This window comes from Pseudomonas sp. P1_A1 (assembly GCF_056406935.1).
Genome location: NZ_JBFTZE010000007.1, coordinates 228,746 through 249,166 on the forward strand (window position 1 = coordinate 228,746; position 20,421 = coordinate 249,166).

The 20,421-nt window shown below is 60.7% G+C and carries 16 protein-coding genes; 12 read left to right on the forward strand and 4 right to left on the reverse strand.

All coding sequences use genetic code 11. From position 1 onward, the window contains the following. The first annotated feature begins 138 nt into the window (after positions 1-138). Both pobA and AC1D2Q_RS13270 read left to right on the forward strand, forming a co-directional pair. On the forward strand, positions 139-1,332 hold the full coding sequence (gene pobA, locus AC1D2Q_RS13265; RefSeq protein WP_477813456.1) for a 4-hydroxybenzoate 3-monooxygenase: 1,194 nt from the start codon (positions 139-141) through the stop codon (positions 1,330-1,332). Between the two features lie 78 nt (positions 1,333-1,410). After that, positions 1,411-2,928, forward strand: a complete 1,518-nt coding sequence (locus tag AC1D2Q_RS13270) for an MDR family MFS transporter (protein ID WP_477813457.1) — start codon at positions 1,411-1,413, stop codon at positions 2,926-2,928. 71 nt (positions 2,929-2,999) lie between these two features. Here the strand turns inward: AC1D2Q_RS13270 and AC1D2Q_RS13275 are convergent, their stop codons facing one another. The 3 genes from AC1D2Q_RS13275 to AC1D2Q_RS13285 form a co-directional block, all read right to left on the reverse strand. Beyond that, complete coding sequence (locus tag AC1D2Q_RS13275; protein ID WP_477813458.1) at positions 3,000-3,869, reverse strand: ATPase; 870 nt, start codon at positions 3,867-3,869, stop codon at positions 3,000-3,002. 116 nt (positions 3,870-3,985) lie between these two features. Continuing rightward, positions 3,986-4,978 carry an NAD-dependent epimerase/dehydratase family protein gene (locus tag AC1D2Q_RS13280; RefSeq protein ID WP_230174919.1) on the reverse strand — a complete coding sequence of 331 codons (993 nt, stop codon included), beginning with the start codon at positions 4,976-4,978 and terminating at the stop codon, positions 3,986-3,988. Between the two features lie 68 nt (positions 4,979-5,046). Then, on the reverse strand, positions 5,047-5,940 hold the full coding sequence (locus AC1D2Q_RS13285) for a LysR family transcriptional regulator ArgP (RefSeq protein ID WP_477813459.1): 894 nt from the start codon (positions 5,938-5,940) through the stop codon (positions 5,047-5,049). 96 nt (positions 5,941-6,036) lie between these two features. Here AC1D2Q_RS13285 and AC1D2Q_RS13290 point away from each other — a divergent pair, with 96 nt between their 5' ends. From AC1D2Q_RS13290 to AC1D2Q_RS13335, 10 genes are all read left to right on the forward strand, one after another. Continuing rightward, the gene (locus tag AC1D2Q_RS13290) at positions 6,037-6,438 is read left to right on the forward strand and encodes an ACT domain-containing protein (RefSeq protein WP_477746898.1); all 402 of its coding nucleotides are present in this window, start codon (positions 6,037-6,039) and stop codon (positions 6,436-6,438) included. A gap of 7 nt (positions 6,439-6,445) precedes the next feature. Beyond that, positions 6,446-7,048, forward strand: a complete 603-nt coding sequence (locus tag AC1D2Q_RS13295) for a LysE/ArgO family amino acid transporter (protein WP_477813460.1) — start codon at positions 6,446-6,448, stop codon at positions 7,046-7,048. A gap of 176 nt (positions 7,049-7,224) precedes the next feature. Next, a complete protein-coding gene (locus AC1D2Q_RS13300) occupies positions 7,225-7,821 on the forward strand; it encodes a superoxide dismutase (protein ID WP_007938876.1) in 597 nt (198 codons plus the stop codon). Positions 7,822-8,162: 341 nt separating this feature from the next. Then, positions 8,163-10,214 (forward strand): putative bifunctional diguanylate cyclase/phosphodiesterase, encoded by a 2,052-nt coding sequence (locus AC1D2Q_RS13305; RefSeq protein ID WP_477813461.1) that lies wholly within the window; start codon positions 8,163-8,165, stop codon positions 10,212-10,214. Between the two features lie 206 nt (positions 10,215-10,420). After that, entirely contained in the window at positions 10,421-11,764 is a 1,344-nt protein-coding gene (locus tag AC1D2Q_RS13310) for an imelysin family protein (RefSeq protein ID WP_477813462.1), read from the forward strand. A gap of 251 nt (positions 11,765-12,015) precedes the next feature. Further along, on the forward strand, positions 12,016-13,443 hold the full coding sequence (locus tag AC1D2Q_RS13315) for a di-heme oxidoreductase family protein (RefSeq protein WP_477813463.1): 1,428 nt from the start codon (positions 12,016-12,018) through the stop codon (positions 13,441-13,443). Positions 13,444-13,470: 27 nt separating this feature from the next. Continuing rightward, entirely contained in the window at positions 13,471-14,535 is a 1,065-nt protein-coding gene (locus AC1D2Q_RS13320; protein WP_477813464.1) for an imelysin family protein, read from the forward strand. A gap of 14 nt (positions 14,536-14,549) precedes the next feature. Beyond that, positions 14,550-15,650 carry a DUF1513 domain-containing protein gene (locus AC1D2Q_RS13325; protein ID WP_477813465.1) on the forward strand — a complete coding sequence of 367 codons (1,101 nt, stop codon included), beginning with the start codon at positions 14,550-14,552 and terminating at the stop codon, positions 15,648-15,650. Positions 15,651-15,819: 169 nt separating this feature from the next. Next, entirely contained in the window at positions 15,820-16,968 is a 1,149-nt protein-coding gene (locus tag AC1D2Q_RS13330) for an efflux RND transporter periplasmic adaptor subunit (protein ID WP_477813466.1), read from the forward strand. A 13-nt stretch (positions 16,969-16,981) separates the two neighbouring features. Further along, positions 16,982-20,008 (forward strand): multidrug efflux RND transporter permease subunit, encoded by a 3,027-nt coding sequence (locus AC1D2Q_RS13335; protein ID WP_477813467.1) that lies wholly within the window; start codon positions 16,982-16,984, stop codon positions 20,006-20,008. Between the two features lie 57 nt (positions 20,009-20,065). Here AC1D2Q_RS13335 and AC1D2Q_RS13340 read toward each other — a convergent pair whose 3' ends face one another. After that, positions 20,066-20,293 carry a hypothetical protein gene (locus tag AC1D2Q_RS13340; protein WP_253416541.1) on the reverse strand — a complete coding sequence of 76 codons (228 nt, stop codon included), beginning with the start codon at positions 20,291-20,293 and terminating at the stop codon, positions 20,066-20,068. Positions 20,294-20,421 lie beyond the last annotated feature (128 nt).

A 20,421-nucleotide genomic window follows, 5' to 3' on the forward strand; every position in this document is an offset into this window, starting at 1 on the left:
ACCGATTGGCAGAATGTACAGCTATCGGCTCAGTTTTCACCTTCAATTGACAGACCCGCAAGTGAAAAATGCAAGCACTCGATCCATAAAAATCATCCACCGGCCTTGGTCGCGTGGAGCTTGCGAGTCATAAAAACAATGAAAACACTAAGAACCCAAGTCGCCATCATCGGCGCCGGCCCCTCCGGTTTACTACTCGGCCAATTGCTGCATAACGCCGGCATCGACACCCTGATTCTCGAACGCCAAACCCCGGATTATGTGCTGGGACGCATCCGTGCCGGTGTCCTCGAACAAGGCATGGTAGAGCTGTTGCGTCAGGCTGGGGTGGGCCAGCGCATGGACGCCGAAGGGCTGGTCCACACAGGCTTCGAACTGGCCCTCGACGGGCGCCGGGTGCACATCGATCTGCAAGCATTGACCGGCGGCAAAACCGTGATGGTGTATGGCCAGACCGAGGTCACCCGCGACCTGATGGCCGCTCGTCGGGACGCTGGCGCGCAGACAATTTATGCAGCCGGCAACGTCGTCCCTCACGGCATGAAAAGCGCTGAACCCTATGTGACCTTCGACAAGGACGGCGAAACGTATCGACTCGATTGTGACTACATCGCCGGTTGCGACGGTTTCCATGGCGTGGCGCGGCAGTCGATCCCTGCCGACTGCCTGAAGGTGTTCGAGCGGGTGTATCCGTTCGGCTGGCTGGGGATTCTCGCTGACACTCCGCCAGTTCACGAGGAGTTGGTCTATGCGCGGCATGAACGGGGGTTTGCGTTGTGCAGCATGCGTTCGCCGACCCGCACCCGTTATTACCTTCAGGTACCGGCCCAGGATCAGGTCGATGACTGGTCCGACCAACGCTTCTGGGACGAACTCAAATCCCGTCTGCCGGCCGCCCTCGCCGATGCGCTGGTGACCGGCCCGTCGATCGAGAAAAGCATCGCGCCGCTGCGCAGTTTCGTGGTCGAGCCGATGCAGTACGGGCGGATGTTCCTGGTCGGCGACGCCGCGCACATCGTCCCGCCCACCGGTGCCAAAGGCCTGAACCTGGCGGCCAGCGACGTCAGCACGTTGTTCCATATTCTGCTGAAGGTTTACCGTGAAGGCCGGGTTGATTTGCTGGAGAAGTATTCAGAAATCTGCCTGCGGCGGGTATGGAAAGCCGAACGGTTTTCCTGGTGGATGACCTCGATGTTGCATCGCTTCGACGAGCACGATGCATTCAGCCAGCGCATCAGCGAGTCGGAGCTGGCCTATTTCGTTGACTCCGAGGCGGGCCGAAAAACCATCGCGGAAAATTACGTCGGCCTTCCTTATGAGGCTATCGAATAGCCTGCTACCGACTTACACTGGCGAGCATCCCCGCTCGCCTTGCCCCCTGCGGGTCCATCACTGCCCGCAGGTTTTACCGTGACCAATCTCAACCGGCCTGAAACGCCCAAACCAGCCATTCGCAGCGTGCTGATCGCCCTGATGCTGGCGATCTTTCTGGGCGCGCTGGACCAGACCATCGTCGCTGTGTCGATGCCGGCGATTTCCGCGCAGTTCAAGGACGTCAGCCTGCTGGCCTGGGTGATTTCCGGCTACATGGTGGCGATGACCGTGGCGGTGCCGATCTACGGCAAGCTCGGCGATCTGTATGGCCGCCGCCGGTTGATGCTGTTCGGCATGGGCTTGTTCACCCTGGCTTCATTGTTCTGCGGCATGGCGCAAAGCATGGAGCAACTGGTGCTGGCGCGGATCTTTCAAGGCATCGGCGCCGGCGGGATGATTTCGGTGAGCCAGGCGATCATCGGCGACATCGTTCCACCGCGCGAACGCGGTCGCTATCAGGGCTACTTCAGCAGCATGTACGCGGTGGCCAGCGTGGCCGGCCCGGTACTCGGTGGCTACATGACCGAATACCTGTCCTGGCGCTGGGTATTCCTGATCAACCTGCCGTTGGGCCTGGGTGCCTGGTGGGTGGCTTATCGCACGCTGGTAGGGCTGCCGGTGCCGCAGCGCAAGCCGATCATCGACTACCTCGGTACGTTGCTGATGATCATTGGCCTGACGGCGTTGTTGCTGGGCATCACTCAGGTTGGCCAAGGGCATTCGTGGCGCAGTCCCGAAGTGGCGGGTTTGCTCGGTTGTGCGGTGGCGGTGCTGGCGGTGTTCGTCTGGCATGAACGGCAGGTGCGGGAACCGTTGCTGCCGATGCACTTGTTCGCCAACCGCAATACAATCCTTTGCTGGTGCACGATTTTCTTCACCAGTTTCCAGGCGATTTCCCTGATCGTGCTGATGCCGCTGCGCTTCCAGAGCGTCACCGGCGCCGGGGCCGACAGCGCGGCACTGCACCTGTTGCCGCTGGCCATGGGCTTGCCGATAGGCGCCTATTTCGCCGGGCGCCGGACCTCGGTGACCGGTCGTTACAAACCGATGATCCTGACCGGCGCGTTGCTCATGCCGTTGGCGATTCTCGGCATGGCGTTCAGTGCGCCGCAGGCGTTTGTGCTGAGCAGCCTGTTCATGTTGCTCAGCGGCATCGCCAGCGGAATGCAGTTCCCGACGTCGTTGGTGGGCACGCAAAACTCGGTGGATCAACGGGACATTGGCGTTGCCACCAGCACCACCAATCTGTTCCGCGCTCTGGGCGGTGCAGTGGGCGTGGCGTTGATGTCGGCGCTGTTGCTGGCGTTGTTGCAGGATTCCAGTTTCGCGCACCTGGCCGGCTCGTCGCTGATTGCCGAGGGCCGTTCGGGGAATGTCTTGCTCGATGGTTTGAACGCCGCGCCGGGGGATGCGCAAAACGCCTTGCGCGCCGAGTTGCTGCTGACCTTCAGGCATTTGCTGATGGTCAGCGCGGCGGTGTCGCTGCTGGGGCTGGCGGCAGCGATTGCCATGCCGAAYAGGGTGTTGCGCGGGCGGGAAGACAAGGTTCGGTAACCCCTCCGACCGATCGTTCCCACGCTCTGCGTGGGAACGATCAACGCCACAGGCCCCATCCCTGCATCGGGCTATTGAGGCCGGGCGTGCAGCTGTTGTTGCAGGTTCTGGATCTGCGCCTGCAGGGTGTTGATGTTGCGGGTGACCTGGCCACGGAAGGCGTCGAACTCGGCGGTATTGTTACCACCTTGCGCGGCGGCCGGGCGGTTGTCCTGTTGGCTTTTGAGCACGATCATGTCTTGCTCCAGACGCTCGACTGCAGCGCTCGGGTTGCCTTGGCGCTTCAGCGCAGCGATATCGGCGCCAAGGCTTTTGAGTTGGGCGTCGACTTTGCTGGTATCGGCCGGCGCACTCTTCAACGCGGCCAGTTCGCCGCTCAAGGCTTTGACCTGGGCCTGCAACTGGGCATTGGCGGCTTGTTGTTCGCTGGCCTGCGTGGTCATTTGCGCCAGGCGCTTGTCCAGATCGGAGGTCTGGCCGAGCACGCCTTGCTGCTGTTTGCTCTGATCCTGGAGTTTGCTTTCCAGCTGTTTGCTCTGGTCCTGGAGCTTGCCTTCCAGTTGTTTGATTTGCAGCTTCAACGCTTCACTGCCGGTGTTGACGGTGGACTGGCTGGCCACGACCTTGCCGGAAATGTCCTGCAAGCGCCCCGCCGCTTCCTCACTGATACGGGCGAAACTTTCCTGGGTCGCCACCAGTTGTTGTTCCATCAGCGAGATCTGCTGAAAACTCCACCAGGCAAGGCCGGCGAAGGCAAAGAATAACGCACCGACCAACGCCCACAGCGGGCCGGTGCTCGGGCCTTTGACCTTGACTACCGGCGCGGTGCGCGAATGCACGGAAGTGCGAGCGGTGGTCGGAAAATCATCGTCGTCGAGGCTGTCGGCACGCAGGCTCGGTACATCGTCGAAGTCGTCGTTGGCATCGTTACGCATGGACATTGAGTCAACCTTTGTAAAACGCGGTGATGGCTTGATGCGGCGAAGTATAACTCCCGCTGGCGCACCGGTTGACCCTGAACCCCTAACTCGGTTCAGTAGGGGGCGGCCCTTGTGTGTCAGCGAATGTCCTGAGCCTTCCACCAGGCGCAAAATTCATCGAGGGCGGTCCAGAGGCTGACTTTCGGATCGTAATCCAGATAATGCCGGGCGCGACTGATGTCCAGGGTGAAATTTTTGTTCATTACCTGCATGCCCAGCCGCGACAGGGTCGGCTCGGGACGACCCGGCCACAGCTTGCAAACACCCTCGTTGAGCGCGGCAAGGCTGTAGGCCAAGCCGTAGGAACGGTAACGGGTCACCTGTGGCACATCCATTTTTCGCATCACGTAATTGACCACATCCCACAACGGCACCGGCGCTCCGTTGCTGATGTTGTAGGCCTTGCCCAAGGCCGAACCGCTGGCCAGCAAGCTGCTGAACAACGCCTCATTGAGGTTTTGCACACTGGTGAAGTCAACCTTGTTCAGGCCATTGCCGATAATCGCCAACCGCCCTTTGCGCTGCATCTTCAGCAACCTGGGGAAAATGCTCATGTCGCCTGCGCCCGTCACGAAACGCGGGCGCAGGGCCAGGGTTTCGAGGCCGAACTCCTGCGCACCGAAAACTTTTTGCTCGGCCAGGTATTTGGTTGCGGCGTAGGGATGCTTGAAGCGCTTGGGCACCTGGTCTTCGGTCAACCCCAGATGATCGCGGCCATCGAAGTAAATCGATGGCGACGACAAATGCACCAGGCGCCTCACCCGTTGTTTCAGGCAGGCCTCGACCACGTTTTCGGTGACTTCGACGTTGCCTTGATGAAAGTCCTGATAGCGCCCCCACAGACCGACGGCGCCGGCGCAATGGACCACGGCTTCGACGTCGGAACACAGGTCGCGCGCCAGTTGCGGGTCGCTCAAGTCGCCCTGGATGAACTCGGCACCACGGCGCACCAGATGCTCGACGCTCTCGGCCCGGCGACCGTTGACCCGCACGTCCAGGCCCTGCTCCAGGGCGAAACGCGCAAAGCGTCCACCAATGAAGCCGCTTGCGCCGGTGACCAGAATCTTCATGTATTGCTCCGAATATTTCGTTTTGCGTTTTACGTTTTGCATAGGGCGTGAGGTCTTGACGCCAGCCGTCAGTCCAACGGCACCAGCCATTGTTTCGACGAGCGCACCAATTGATCGGTGAGTAACCCCAACAGCTGACCGCCATTGCGCCAATGATGCCAGTACAGCGGCACATCGATCGGCTTATCTGGCAAAAGCTCCACCAATTGGCCGCGCGCCAGTTGCTCGCGCACCTGCAATTCAGGCACCAGGCCCCAGCCAAGCCCTGCTTCCGTGAGACGAAGAAACCCTTCGGAAGACGGGCATAAATGGTGTTCGAAACCGCCATCCACGCCTAATGACGCGAGGTAACGATGCTGCAGGAAATCGTCCGGGCCAAACACCAGGGCCGGGGTTCTGGCCAGCCGATCGGCGCGCACGCCTTCGGGAAAATGCCGGGCAATGAACGCCGGGCTGGCCAACGCACGGTAGCGCATCGCCCCCAACAGCACGCTGCGCGCGCCGGCCACCGGCCGCTCACTGGCGCAAAGACATCCCGCCACTTCACCCGCGCGCATGCGTTTGAGGCCCACGGTCTGGTCTTCCACCACCAGGTCGAGCAACAGATGCTCCTGCGCGCAAAAGTCCCCCACCGCCGCCGCCCACCAGGTGGCCAGGCTGTCAGCGTTCAACGCGATGCGCAGGCGGTCCGGCAGGCCTTCCTCGTCCAGCGCCGGCACCAGGCTTTGCAGATCGCGCTCCAGCAATCGCACCTGCTGCACATGGTTGAGCAATCGCCGGCCAATCTCCGTCGGAGCCGGAGGCGTGACCCGCACCAGCACCGGTTGGCCGACCCGCGCCTCGAGCAGTTTGATGCGCTGGGAGATGGCTGATTGGGACAAGCCCAGGACCTGCGCGGCGCGTTCGAATCCGGCCTGCTCGATCACGGCGGCGAGCGCGGACAGTAATTTGTAGTCGAACATCAGCTCTCCTAATGAGCGATCATCACTATTGGTTTTTCTTATACAACTTCCCACCGGAGAATGGCCAGCAAGAACTCTTGAACAAGGATCACCGACATGGCTGGCGAAACCTCATTGGCAACCCTGCTGCGCAGCATGAGCCCGCAACTCAACGACGGCGAATACGTGTTCTGCACGTTGCCTGACGGCAAGCTGCCCACAGGCCTTGAGATTGTCGGCAGCTTTCGCGAACAGGAAGGGCTGACGGTGATTCTGCAACGTTCCCACGCCGAGAAGGCCGGTTTCAGCTTCGACTACATCGCTGCCTGGATCACCTTGAACGTGCACTCAGCCCTTGAAGCCGTCGGCTTGACCGCCGCGTTCGCCACGGCACTGGGCCAGGCCGGCATCAGTTGCAACGTGATTGCCGGCTACTACCACGACCATTTGTTCGTCGGCCAGGCCGATGCCGAACGCGCCCTGCAGGTACTGCGGGATCTGGCGGCCAACGCGGAGTAAAAATCTTATGTGGCAAAGCTATGTGAACGGCCTGTTGGTGGCCGCCGGGCTGATCATGGCGATCGGCACTCAGAATGCGTTTGTGTTGGCGCAGAGCCTTCGACGTGAACATCACCTGCCGGTGGCGGCGCTCTGCGTCACCTGCGATGCGTTGCTGGTAGCCGCCGGGGTGTTCGGCCTGGCGACGTTGCTGGCGCAGAACCCGACTCTGTTGGCCATCGCCCGTTGGGGTGGCGCGGCGTTTCTGCTGTGGTATGGCAGCCTTGCGCTGCGTCGGGCCTGCTCGAAACAAAGCCTGCAACACGGCGAGAACCGGACCGTGCGCTCGCTGCGGGCGGTGCTGCTCAGCGCTTTGGCGGTGACCCTGCTCAACCCGCACGTTTATCTGGACACCGTGTTGCTGATCGGCTCCCTTGGCGCACAACAGACCGAGCCCGGTGCTTATGTCGTGGGCGCAGCCAGTGCTTCGTTGCTGTGGTTTTTTACCCTGGCCCTCGGCGCAGCGTGGCTGGCGCCGTGGTTGGCGCGGCCGAGCACATGGCGAATTCTCGACCTTTTGGTGGCCGTAATGATGTTCACCGTAGCGTTCCAGTTGATCATCGCTTCATGATTTATTCCAAAAGGCTCTGGAACCTCTATCCCACACAGTTGTTGCGTGGTTATGCCGCACCCCCGGTGCTATGATCCGATCCCTGCGCCGCAAAGAGTACAAACTCCCCGGCGTATGTCTGGCCGCCCGTGATCGGCCTTGCGCTCACCGCAACTGACCTGATTAGGAGAATCATCATGGCTTTCGAATTGCCGCCGCTGCCTTACGCGCACAATGCCCTGCAGCCGCACATTTCAGAGGAAACTCTGCAATACCACCACGACAAGCACCACAACACCTATGTCGTGAACCTGAACAACCTGGTGCCAGGCACCGAGTTCGAAGGCAAGACCCTGGAAGAAATCGTCAAGACTTCCTCGGGCGGTATCTTCAACAACGCCGCTCAGGTCTGGAACCACACTTTCTACTGGAACTGCCTGGCGCCAAACGCCGGCGGTCAACCAACCGGCGCCCTGGCTGATGCCATCAACGCTGCTTTCGGTTCGTTCGACAAGTTCAAGGAAGAGTTCAGCAAAACGTCCATCGGCACCTTCGGTTCCGGTTGGGGCTGGCTGGTGAAAAAGGCTGACGGTTCCCTGGCCCTGGCCAGCACCATCGGCGCCGGCAACCCGCTGACCAGCGGCGACACCCCGCTGCTGACCTGCGACGTCTGGGAACACGCTTACTACATCGACTACCGCAACCTTCGTCCGAAGTACGTCGAAGCGTTCTGGAACCTGGTCAACTGGAAATTCGTGGCTGAGCAGTTCGAAGGCAAAACCTTCACCGCTTAAGCTTCGCGCCAGTCAAGAAACCCGGCTTTTATGCCGGGTTTTTTACGCCATCGAAAATCCGTACGTGGGGCGTGCTTTCCCACAACGCGAGCCGCATTCGCCCTCTTGCCCCCGCAGCACAGCGGTCTAACATCAACACAAGGAAAAATTGCCTCAACCTCCTCAAGTTGAAGGCCTCGGCAACCGACACAGTGTTAATAGGGCAAATACTCCAAACAGCAGCCTATCGGCCAAGCTACCGGCAATATCCCCCGGGTTGGATTGTCCCTTTGACTGCCATCACGGGATTGCCAATACTCATGGCAACTTGACGCTACCCGCACGGAACAAGGAATAACCCTTTGAAGCTGGAACTCAAGAACAGCTTGTCGGTGAAGTTACTCCGGGTCGTGCTCCTGTCGGCATTGATCGTCGGCGTGGTCTTGAGCTGCGCACAAATTGTTTTCGATGCCTATAAAACACGTCAGGCGGTTGCCAACGATGCCCAGCGCATCCTCGACATGTTCCGCGATCCCTCCACTCAGGCGGTCTACAGCCTGGATCGGGAAATGGGCATGCAGGTGATCGAAGGCCTGTTCCAGGATGACGCCGTGCGCATGGCCTCCATCGGCCACCCTCACGAAGCCATGCTCGCGCAAAAATCCCGCGAGCTGCAGCAGTCCCACAGCCGCTGGCTGACAGACCTGATCCTCGGCCAGGAACGCACATTCACCACCCAACTGGTGGGTCGCGGTCCCTACAGCGAGTACTACGGCGACCTGAGCATTACCCTCGACACCGCCACCTACGGCCAGAGCTTCATCGTCAGCTCGGTGATCATCTTCATCTCTGGTGTCTTGCGCGCCCTGGCCATGAGCCTGGTGTTGTATCTGGTTTACCACTGGCTGCTGACCAAACCATTGTCGCGGATCATCGAACATCTGACTGAAATCAACCCGGACCGGCCCAGCGCCCACAAGATCCCACAGCTCAAGGGTCATGAAAGAAACGAGCTGGGAGTCTGGATCAACACTGCCAACCAGCTGCTCGAATCCATTGAGCGCAACACTCACCTGCGCCACGAAGCGGAAAACAGCCTGCTGCGCATGGCCCAGTACGACTTTCTCACCGGTCTGCCGAACCGCCAGCAATTGCAGCAACAGCTGGACAAGATCCTCGTCGACGCCGGCAAATTGCAGCGTCGGGTCGCGGTGTTGTGTGTCGGGCTCGATGACTTCAAAGGCGTCAACGAACAGTTCAGCTACCAGACCGGCGACCAGTTGCTGCTGGCCCTGGCCGATCGCCTGCGGGCTCACAGCGGCCGCCTCGGCGCCCTCGCCCGCTTGGGTGGCGACCAGTTCGCGCTGGTCCAGGCCGACATCGAACAACCCTACGAAGCCGCCGAACTGGCCCAAAGCATTCTCGATGATCTGGAAGCGGCGTTCGCCCTCGATCATCAGGAAATCCGCCTGCGCGCCACCATCGGCATCACCCTGTTCCCCGAGGACGGTGACAGCACCGAGAAGCTGCTGCAAAAAGCCGAGCAGACCATGACCCTGGCCAAGACGCGCTCACGCAACCGCTATCAGTTCTATATCGCCAGCGTCGACACGGAAATGCGTCGGCGTCGCGAGCTGGAAAAAGACCTGCGCGACGCCTTGATCCGTGACCAGTTCTACCTCGTCTACCAGCCGCAGATCAGCTACCGCGATCATCGCGTGGTAGGTGTCGAGGCGTTGATTCGCTGGCAGCATCCCGAGCATGGGCTGGTACCGCCGGACCTGTTCATCCCGCTGGCCGAGCAGAACGGCACCATCATCGCCATTGGCGAATGGGTGCTGGACCAGGCCTGCAAACAACTGCGCGAGTGGCACGATCAGGGCTTCGTCGACCTGCGCATGGCGGTGAACCTGTCCACCGTGCAATTGCACCACGCCGAGTTGCCGCGGGTGGTCAACAACCTGCTGCAGATCTACCGCCTGCCGCCGCGCAGCCTGGAGCTGGAAGTCACCGAAACCGGCCTGATGGAAGACATCAGCACCGCCGCCCAGCACTTGCTGAGCCTGCGTCGCTCCGGCGCGCTGATCGCCATCGACGACTTCGGCACCGGTTATTCGTCATTGAGTTATCTGAAAAGCCTGCCGCTGGACAAGATCAAGATCGACAAGAGCTTCGTTCAGGACCTGCTCGATGACGACGACGATGCGACCATCGTCCGGGCCATCATCCAGCTGGGCAAAAGCCTGGGCATGCAGGTGATTGCCGAAGGCGTGGAAACCGCCGAACAAGAGGCCTACATCATCTCCGAAGGCTGCCACGAAGGTCAGGGCTATCACTACAGCAAACCGCTGCCGGCGCGGGAATTGAGCGTCTACCTCAAGCAGGCCCAGCGCAGTAATGCGTTCATTTTGTAAGGGCACAAAGATCGCAGCCTCGTTTCACTGTAGGAGCTGTCGAGTGAAACGAGGCTGCGATCCTTTAATGCGTCACACCTCTTTGCGTGAATAAGAAATATTTACAGGCGCAACCCTTTACAGATAATGCGAAAGATTTGCATTATGTCGCAGTTTTGCGCGCCGCCCGTGCGCGCCCAATCCATTACCGAAGCAGGATGTTCGCCATGATTCGTATGCCTCTGGCCACCGCCAGTCTGCTGGCCATCGCTATTTCCCTCGCTGGTTGCGGCGAAGGCAAAGACAAGGCCGCCGCTCAACAAGCGCCGACCCCGGCCGCCAGCACCGCTGCCCCGGCTGCACCTGCTGCCACCGCTAAAGTCGACGAAGCCGCCGCCAAGGCTGTGGTCGCGCACTACGCCGACATGGTCTTCGCCGTTTACAGCGATGCCGAATCCACCGCGAAAACCCTGCAAACCGCCGTCGACGCGTTCCTCGCCAAGCCGGACGCCGACACCCTCAAAGCCGCCCGGGCTGCCTGGGTAGCGGCCCGCGTGCCTTACCTGCAGAGCGAAGTGTTCCGCTTCGGCAACACCATCATCGACGACTGGGAAGGTCAGGTGAACTCCTGGCCACTGGACGAAGGCCTGATCGACTACGTCGACAAATCCTACGAACACGCACTGGGTAACCCGGGCGCCACTGCCAACATCATCGCCAACACCCAGGTTCAGATTGGCGAAGACAAGGTCGACGTGAAAGACATCACCCCGGAAAAACTTGCCAGCCTGAACGAGCTGGGCGGTTCCGAGGCCAACGTCGCCACCGGCTACCACGCCATCGAATTCCTGCTCTGGGGCCAGGACCTGAACGGCACCGGCCCTGGCGCCGGCAACCGTCCAGCCTCCGACTACCTGGAAGGCAAAGGCGCTACCGGCGGTCACAACGATCGTCGTCGCGCTTACCTGAAATCCGTGACCCAACTGCTGGTCAACGACCTGGAAGAAATGGTCGGTAACTGGAAGCCGAACGTGGCCGACAACTACCGCGCCACCCTGGAAGCGGAACCGGCTGAATCCGGTCTGCGCAAAATGCTGTTCGGCATGGGCAGCCTGTCCTTGGGCGAACTGGCGGGCGAGCGCATGAAGGTTTCCCTGGAAGCCAACTCCCCGGAAGACGAACAGGATTGCTTCAGCGACAACACCCACAACTCGCACTTCTACGATGCCAAAGGCATTCGTAACGTGTACCTGGGTGAATACACCCGTGTCGACGGCACCAAAATGACCGGCGCCAGCCTGTCGTCCCTGGTGGCCAAGGCCGACCCGGCTGCCGACACCACGCTGAAAGCCGACCTGGCGGCGACCGAAGCCAAGATCCAGATCATGGTCGATCACGCCAACAAAGGTGAGCACTACGACCAACTGATCGCTGCCGGTAACACCGCTGGCAATCAGATCGTGCGCGACGCCATCGCCTCGCTGGTCAAGCAGACCGGTTCGATCGAAGCCGCTGCTGGCAAACTGGGCATCAGCGACCTGAACCCGGACAACGCTGATCACGAGTTCTGATCAACGCTGGCTGAGTGAATAGAAAGGCGACCTTCGGGTCGCCGATCGTTCCCACGCTCTGCGTGGGAATGCCTCAACGGACGCTCCGCGTTCGGCTGTTGATGTGACGCAGAGCGTCACGGGCTGCATTCCCACGCAGAGCGTGGGAACGATCAGTGCCTCACATCAAGCAAACGATAATTCCTCTTATTCAAACTCCCCTGCCCTGTTAGACTTTGCGCCCTTGTTTTGCTCGTCTTGCAGGATGTCCGATGCCCACGCTGCCTCTTCGCTTGTCTGCACTGTTGCTGGCCCTGGGCCTGAGTGCCTGCGATGACGCCCCGCGTTTTACCCAGGCCGAACCCGGTGAAGCCCGGTCCGGTGGCAGCGCGACAGTGCGCAAGACCGATAAGAACGCATTCTCCTTGCCGTCCGCCAATCTGCCGCCATCACGGCGCGTCGATTTCAGCGTCGGCAACAGCTTCTTTCGCAGCCCCTGGGTGATCGCGCCGTCGACCACCACCGCCCGCGATGGCCTCGGCCCGTTGTTCAATACCAACGCCTGCCAGAACTGCCACATCAAGGACGGGCGCGGTCATCCGCCAACGCCCGATGCGCCGAATGCGGTGTCGATGCTGGTACGCCTGTCGATTCCCAATTCGCCGGCCTACGCCAAAGTCATCGAACAACTGGGCGTGGTGCCGGAGCCGGTCTACGGCGGCCAGTTCCAGGACATGTCGGTGCCCGGCGTCGCGCCGGAAGGCAAGGTGCGCGTCGATTACACGCCGGTCCCGGTACGCTTCAAGGACGGCAGCGAAATCGAGTTGCGTAAACCAATCTTGCAGATGACCCAACTCGGCTACGGCCCAATGCACCCGGATACACGTTTCTCGGCGCGCATCGCACCGCCGATGATTGGCCTGGGCTTGCTTGAAGCGATTCCCGACGAGGCCATCCTGGCCAACGCCGAGGCTCAGGCCCGGGAGAAAAACGGCATCGCCGGACGACCGAACCGGGTCTGGGACGACGCGCAGCAGAAGACTGTTCTCGGACGATTTGGCTGGAAAGCCGGGCAACCGAACCTCAATCAGCAGAATGTTCATGCGTTCTCTGGTGACATGGGCCTCACGACCAGCCTGAAACCCATTGATGACTGCACCGACGCCCAAACTGCTTGCAAGCAGGCGCCCAACGGCAATGGCCCGGATGGCGAGCCGGAAGTCAGCGACAACATTTTGCGTCTGGTGCTGTTCTACAGCCGTAACCTCGCCGTGCCGGCCCGTCGCGATGTTGGCGCACCTGAGGTGCTGGCCGGCAAGAATCTGTTTTTCCAGGCCGGATGCCAGTCCTGTCACACCCCTCAATACACCACCGCCGCCAACGCCGCGGAACCTGAATTGGCCAATCAAGTGATTCGCCCTTACAGCGATCTGCTGCTGCACGACATGGGCGACGGTCTGGCCGACAACCGCACCGAGTTCCAGGCCAGTGGCCGCGACTGGCGTACGCCGCCGTTGTGGGGCATCGGCCTGACGCAGACGGTCAGCGGCCACACCCAGTTTTTGCATGACGGCCGCGCCCGCAACCTGCTCGAAGCCGTGCTCTGGCATGACGGCGAGGCAAAAGCGGCGCAGCAACAGGTTTTGTCTTTCAACGCCGAGCAGCGCGCGGCGTTGCTGGCGTTTTTGAATTCCCTTTAATACGTATTCCTTCAGCGGGAGCCCGACATGTTCCGTCCCAAATTGTTGTTCACCAGCCTTGCCGCCCTCGCCCTGGGCGCCTGTTCGCCCCAGGATCCGCAAGCGGTCACCTCGGCGGCCATCGCCAAGCAAGTGATTCTGCCGAGCTACAGTCGTTGGGTGGAAGCCGACCGGCAATTGGCGGTCAGCGCCTTGGCGTTTTGCCAAGGCAAGGAAACCCTCGACACCGCTCGCGCCGACTTCCTGCACGCGCAAAAAGCCTGGGCCGAGTTGCAACCGCTGCTGATCGGGCCGCTGGCCGAGGGCAACCGTTCATGGCAGGTGCAGTTCTGGCCGGACAAGAAAAACCTCGTCGGCCGTCAAGTCGAGCAACTGGTCACTGCGCAGCCGCAGATCGATGCTGCAGCCCTGGCCAAGTCCAGCGTCGTGGTACAAGGCCTCTCGGCTTATGAATACATCCTGTTCGACAGCAAGATCGACATGGCCGATAGCGCTCAGAAAGCCAAATACTGCCCGCTGCTGACCGCCATTGGCGAGCGTCAGAAGCAACTGGCCGAAGAGATCCTGTCGCGCTGGAACACCACCGACGGCATGCTCGCGCAGATGAGCAAATTCCCTAACCAGCGCTACGCCGACTCACACGAAGCGATCGCCGATCTGCTGCGTGTGCAAGTGACTGCGCTGGACACCCTGAAGAAAAAACTCGGCACGCCGATGGGCCGTCAGAGCAAGGGTACGCCACAGCCATTCCAGGCCGATGCCTGGCGCAGCCAATCGTCGCTCAAAGGCATGGAAGCAAGCCTGACTGCTGCGCAAACCGTCTGGGTGGGTGTCGACAACAAAGGTCTGCGCGGTCTGTTGCCGAGCGAGCAAAAACCGTTGGCCGACAAGATCGACGCGGCCTACGCAGCGTCCCTGAAACTGCTTGCCGGCAACCAGCGCTCGCTGACCGACATGCTCACCGACGATGCCGGTCGCCAGCAGTTGAACGACATCTATGACAGCCTCAACGTTGTCCACCGCTTGCACGAAGGCGAACTGGCCAAGGCGCTGGGCATCCAACTGGGCTTCAACGCCAACGACGGCGACTGATGAGGGCAAGTGCCATGCTGCGACGCCAGGCTCTGACGTTAGGGAGTTTGCTGCTGGGTGCGGTGACACTGGGCGGCTGGACGCTGTTCAAGCAAAAGGACAAAAGCCCGCTGCTGCTCTCGGCGCGGGACGACGGTGACGGCAAGCACTATGCCGTCGGTTATCGGCTGGACGGCACCCGGGTGTTTGCGACCCAGGTCGGCCAGCGCTGCCATGACATCATCAACCACCCGACACTGCCGATTGCGCTATTCGTCGCTCGGCGTCCGGGCACCGAGAGCTACCTGATCGACCTGCGCGACGGCACGCTATTGCAAACCGTGGTGTCGCAGCCGAACCGGCACTTCTACGGTCACGCGGTGATTCACCAGAGCGGTGACTGGTTGTACGCCACCGAGAACGACACCTCCGATCCGGGCCGTGGCCTGCTTGGTGTGTATAAGTTCGAAGGTGAGCGACTGGTGCACAGCGGCGAAATTTCCACCCACGGCGTCGGCCCGCATCAGGTGTCGTGGATGCCCGATGGCGAAACACTGGTGGTGGCCAACGGCGGCATTCGCACCGAGGCCGAAAGCCGGGTCGAGATGAACCTCAATGCCATGGAACCGAGCCTGGTGCTGATGAAGCGCGACGGCACGCTGCTGAGCAAGGAAACACTGGCCCAGCAGATGAACAGCGTGCGGCACTTGGGTATCGCCAGTGACGGCACCATCGTCGCTGGTCAGCAGTTCATGGGCGATGCTCACGAGTCTTCGGAGCTGCTGGCGATCAAGCGTCCCGGCCAACCGTTCGTGGCGTTCCCGGTGCCTGAGCATCAGTTGCAGGCCATGGGGCATTACACCGCCAGCGTTGCCGTGCACAGCGAACTGCGCCTGGTCGCCCTGACCGCGCCGCGGGGCAACCGCTTTTTCATCTGGGACCTGGACAGCGGTGAAGTACGCCTGGATGCACCGCTTCCCGATTGTGCCGGGGTCGGTGCCGTGGCCGACGGGTTTGTCGTGACCTCGGGTCAAGGCCGCTGCCGGTTCTACGATTGCCGCCAGACAACCGTTGTGGCAAAACCTCTGGAATTGCCTGCTGGTCTCTGGGACAACCACCTGCATTTGATGGCTTGAAAGATCGCAGCCTGCGGCAGCGCCTACAGGGGAATGCGTACCCTTAGGAGCTGCCGAAGGCTGCGATCTTTTTCGTAAGAACACGCAAAAAACATCCATTGGAATCCCCCTCATACTCGGAGTAATGTTCCCGACAGTCTCACCTGATTTTCTCCAAGGAAATGGAAATATGCTGCGTCGCCGCATGCTGATCATGTTGGGTGTTGTCCTGCTAATCGTGATGGTCCTGGCCGGTTACAAAGCCTTCTCCATCTATACGATGATGAAGGGCTTCTCTGTGCCGAAACCACCGATCAGTGTCGCCGTGGCCACCGCCACCGAACGTCCGTGGCAAAGCCGTTTGCCAACGGTCGGCACCCTTACGGCGCTGCAGGGAGTCGATCTGAGCCTGGAGGTCGACGGCACCGTCAAGGAAGTTCAGTTCGAGTCAGGACAGAAGGTCAAGGTCGGTCAGCCGCTGCTGCAACTCGACAGCGCCGTGGAAACCGCCCTGCTGGCAACCGCCCAGGCCGACCTGGGACTGGCGCAACTGGATTACGGTCGGGGTAGCCAACTGGTGGGCAGCCAGGCTATTTCCAAAGGCGAGTTCGACCGACTCTCGGCGGTATTGCAAAAGAGCCGGGCCACGGTCAATCAGCTCAAGGCGGCGCTGGAGAAAAAACGAATCCTCGCACCGTTCAGCGGGACCATCGGTATTCGTCGGGTAGACGTCGGCGACTACGTGGCCAGCGGCACGATGATCGCCACCCTGCAAGACCTCAGCAGCCTCTACGTCGACTTCTTTGTACCCGAGCAGGACGTGCCGAAGATCACCCTCGGCCAATCGGTACAGGTCATAGTCTCGGCCTACCCGACGGAGACTTTCCCCGGCACCGTCAGCGCGATCAACCCGAAGGTAGAAAGCAGCACCCGCAACGTGCTGGTGCGCGCGACCCTGGCCAACCCCGATGGCAAACTCCTGCCGGGGATGTTTGCCAGCCTGCAGGTGTTGTTGCCCGCCCCGCAGCCGCACATCGTGGTGCCGGAAAGCGCGATCAGCTACACCCTTTATGGCAACTCGCTGTATGTCGTCGCGCAGAAAAAGGCCGAAGACGGCAGCCTCGAAAAAGACGATAAGGGCCAACCGGTTCTGATCGCCGAACGACGTTTCGTCGAAACCGGCGAGCGCCGCGACGGGATGGTCATGATCACCAAAGGCGTGCAGAACGGCGAAAAAGTGGTCACGGCTGGTCAGCTCAAACTGGACCACGGCGTGCACGTTGCCATCAGCGACGACAAGACCCTGGCTGAGAAGAACAGTCAGCCGCGCGCTGACTGATCAAGGAATCCCCATGGCTTTTACCGATCCGTTCATCCGCCGCCCGGTGCTCGCCACCGTGGTCAGCCTGTTGATAGTGCTGCTGGGCTTCCAGGCCTGGAGCAAGTTACCGCTGCGCCAATACCCACAAATGGAAAACGCCCTGATCACGGTGACCACCGCTTATCCCGGAGCCAACGCCGAGACCATCCAGGGCTATATCACCCAACCGATGCAGCACAGCCTGGCCAGCGCCGAGGGCATCGACTACATGACCTCGGTCAGTCGCCAGAACTTCTCGGTGATCTCGATCTACGCGCGCATCGGCTCCAACACCGACCGCCTGTTCACCGAACTGCTGGCCAAGGCCAACGAGGTCAAGAACCAGCTGCCCCAGGATGCCGAAGACCCGGTGCTGAGCAAGGAAGCCACCGGCGCCTCGGCGCTGATGTACATCAGTTTCTTCAGCAACGAGCTGAGTAACCCGCAGATCACCGACTACCTGTCCCGGGTTATCCAGCCGAAACTGGCGACCCTGCCGGGCATGGCCGAAGCCGAGATTCTCGGCAACCAGGTGTTCGCCATGCGCCTGTGGCTGGATCCGGTGAAGCTCGCCGGTTTCGGCCTGAGCGCCAGCGATGTGACCAACGCCGTGCGCCAGTACAACTTCCTCTCCGCCGCCGGCGAAGTGAAAGGCGAGTACGTGGTCACCAGCATCAACGCCAACACCGAACTCAAATCCGCCGAGGCCTTTGGCGCAATTCCGCTCAAGGTCGACGGTGACAGTCGTGTGCTGTTGCGAGACGTGGCGCGGGTCGAGATGGGCGCGGAGAACTACAACACCATCAGTTCCTTCGGCGGCACACCCTCGGTGTACATCGGCATCAAGGCCACACCCGGCGCCAACCCGCTGGATGTGATCAAGGAAGTGCGCAAGATCATGCCGGACCTGAAGGCCCAACTGCCGCCGAACCTCAAGGGCGAAATTGCCTACGACGCCACGTTGTTCATCCAGGCCTCCATCGACGAAGTGTTGAAGACCCTGTTCGAAGCGGTACTGATCGTGATCGTGGTGGTGTTCCTGTTCCTCGGCGCCCTGCGTTCGGTGGTGATCCCGGTGGTGACCATTCCGCTGTCGATGATCGGCGTAATGTTCTTCATGCAGATGATGGGCTACTCGATCAACCTGCTGACCTTGCTGGCGATGGTCTTGGCCATCGGGCTGGTGGTGGACGACGCCATCGTGGTGGTGGAAAACATCCACCGGCACATCGAAGAAGGCAAGACACCGTTGGATGCGGCCATCGAGGGCGCCCGGGAAATCGCCATGCCGGTGGTGTCGATGACCATCACCCTGGCGGCGGTCTATGCACCGATCGGCTTCCTGACCGGCCTGACGGGGGCGTTGTTCAAGGAGTTCGCCCTGACCCTGGCCGGGGCGGTGGTGATTTCCGGTGTCATCGCCCTGACGCTGTCGCCGATGATGTGCGCCATGCTGCTGCGCCACGATGAAAACCCCAGCGGCCTGGCCCATCGCCTGGACGTGATCTTCGAAGGCCTAAAGCGCCGCTACCAGCGTGTGCTTCACGGCACTCTCAACACCCGGCCGGTAGTGCTGGTATTCGCGGTGATCGTGCTGTGCCTGATTCCGGTACTGCTCAAGTTCACCAAGTCGGAACTGGCGCCGGACGAAGACCAGGGCGTGATCTTCATGATGGCCAACGCCCCGCAACCAGCCAACCTCGACTACATGAACGCCTACACCGACGAATTCGTCGCCATTTTCAAGGAGTTTCCCGAGTACTACTCCTCGTTCCAGATCAACGGCTTCAATGGCGTGCAATCGGGGATCGGCGGCTTCCTGCTCAAACCCTGGAATGAACGCCACCGGACCCAGATGCAGATCCTGCCGTTGGTCCAGAGCAAGCTGGAAAGCATTCCCGGGCTGCAAATATTCGGCTTCAACCTGCCGTCCCTGCCAGGCACCGGCGAGGGCTTGCCGTTTCAATTCGTGATCAACTCGGCTAACAGCTACGAGGCGCTGTTGCAGGTGATGGACCGGGTGAAAAAAAGAGCGATGGAGTCCGGCAAGTTTGCTTTTGTCGACGTCGACCTGGCCTTCGACAAGCCCGAAGTCGTGGTGGATATCGATCGCGCCAAGGCTGCGCAGATGGGTGTGTCCATGCAGGACCTGGGCGGTACTCTTGCGACGATGCTGGGCGAGGCGGAGATCAACCGGTTCACCATCGAAGGTCGCAGCTACAAGGTCATCGCTCAGGTGGAACGGCCCTACCGCGATAACCCTGACTGGCTGAACCATTATTACGTCAGGAACACCAAGGGCGAACTGCTGCCCCTGTCGACCCTGATCACCGTGACTGACCGCGCGCGGCCGCGTCAGTTGAACCAGTTCCAGCAACTCAACTCGGCGATTCTTTCCGGGGTCCCGCTGGTCAGCATGGGTGAAGCCATCGACACCGTGCGCCAGATCGCCCGGGAAGAGGCACCGACGGGTTACGCCGTCGACTATGCCGGTGTCTCACGGCAATACGTTCAGGAAGGCAGCGCGCTGTGGGTCACCTTCGCCCTGGCCTTGGCGATCATCTTCCTGGTGCTGGCGGCCCAGTTCGAAAGCTTCCGCGATCCGCTGGTGATTCTGGTGACTGTGCCGCTGTCGATCTGTGGCGCATTGATCCCGCTCTTCCTCGGCTGGTCGAGCATGAACATCTATACCCAGGTGGGGCTGGTGACGTTGATCGGACTGATCAGCAAGCATGGGATCCTGATCGTCGAGTTCGCCAACCAGTTACGCAAGGAGAAAGGCCTGACACCTCGCGAAGCGGTGGAGGAAGCGGCGGCCATTCGTCTGCGCCCGGTATTGATGACCACGGCGGCGATGGTGTTCGGCATGGTGCCGTTGATCATCGCCACGGGCGCGGGAGCCGTCAGCCGGTTCGACATCGGCACGGTGATCGCAACGGGGATGTCGATCGGGACACTGTTCACCTTGTTCGTGCTGCCATGCATTTACACGTTGCTGGCCAAACCCGATAAACCTTAACGTCAAAAACCAAAAGGCCTCGCATTCGCGAGGCCTTCTATGTGGGCTTCAATCTGTTCAACTCTGTGGCCTCAGTCCCTGAGAAAGTCCGAACATGAACAGTAACAAGTCATGATCAGGTTGAGTGGCCATGGGTGCTTTGGCGACCCGGGGCAATGGACAATGCGCGTCACCGTGCACTGAACTGAGGACTTGCATGCGGGGCTGCTCCCAGGCAGCCACCGCCAAAGAAGCAACTGCCAAGGCTCCGGCTAAAAACAAACCTCGCGCAATTTCGAGTTTCATCACGATAAGCCTTTGATAGCGCTGCCAAACGCCTTGTTATAAAAGTAGACGAGTTTTTTCCAGTCTGTATCGCTGAACGACGAGTGGCGACGCCCTTGCTTCAGGTCATGGGGCGCAGCTGCATAGTG

Excerpts from the sequence above, each read along its gene's own strand:
- pobA (WP_477813456.1), top strand. The coding sequence starts at position 139 with ATGAAAACACTAAGAACCCAAGTCGCCATCATCGGCGCCGGCCCCTCC.
- AC1D2Q_RS13275 (WP_477813458.1), bottom strand. The coding sequence starts at position 3,869 with ATGTCCATGCGTAACGATGCCAACGACGACTTCGACGATGTACCGAGC.
- AC1D2Q_RS13280 (WP_230174919.1), bottom strand. The coding sequence starts at position 4,978 with ATGAAGATTCTGGTCACCGGCGCAAGCGGCTTCATTGGTGGACGCTTT.
- AC1D2Q_RS13285 (WP_477813459.1), bottom strand. The coding sequence starts at position 5,940 with ATGTTCGACTACAAATTACTGTCCGCGCTCGCCGCCGTGATCGAGCAG.
- AC1D2Q_RS13290 (WP_477746898.1), top strand. The coding sequence starts at position 6,037 with ATGGCTGGCGAAACCTCATTGGCAACCCTGCTGCGCAGCATGAGCCCG.
- AC1D2Q_RS13295 (WP_477813460.1), top strand. The coding sequence starts at position 6,446 with ATGTGGCAAAGCTATGTGAACGGCCTGTTGGTGGCCGCCGGGCTGATC.
- AC1D2Q_RS13300 (WP_007938876.1), top strand. The coding sequence starts at position 7,225 with ATGGCTTTCGAATTGCCGCCGCTGCCTTACGCGCACAATGCCCTGCAG.
- AC1D2Q_RS13310 (WP_477813462.1), top strand. The coding sequence starts at position 10,421 with ATGATTCGTATGCCTCTGGCCACCGCCAGTCTGCTGGCCATCGCTATT.
- AC1D2Q_RS13315 (WP_477813463.1), top strand. The coding sequence starts at position 12,016 with ATGCCCACGCTGCCTCTTCGCTTGTCTGCACTGTTGCTGGCCCTGGGC.
- AC1D2Q_RS13320 (WP_477813464.1), top strand. The coding sequence starts at position 13,471 with ATGTTCCGTCCCAAATTGTTGTTCACCAGCCTTGCCGCCCTCGCCCTG.
- AC1D2Q_RS13325 (WP_477813465.1), top strand. The coding sequence starts at position 14,550 with ATGCTGCGACGCCAGGCTCTGACGTTAGGGAGTTTGCTGCTGGGTGCG.
- AC1D2Q_RS13330 (WP_477813466.1), top strand. The coding sequence starts at position 15,820 with ATGCTGCGTCGCCGCATGCTGATCATGTTGGGTGTTGTCCTGCTAATC.
- AC1D2Q_RS13335 (WP_477813467.1), top strand. The coding sequence starts at position 16,982 with ATGGCTTTTACCGATCCGTTCATCCGCCGCCCGGTGCTCGCCACCGTG.
- AC1D2Q_RS13340 (WP_253416541.1), bottom strand. The coding sequence starts at position 20,293 with ATGAAACTCGAAATTGCGCGAGGTTTGTTTTTAGCCGGAGCCTTGGCA.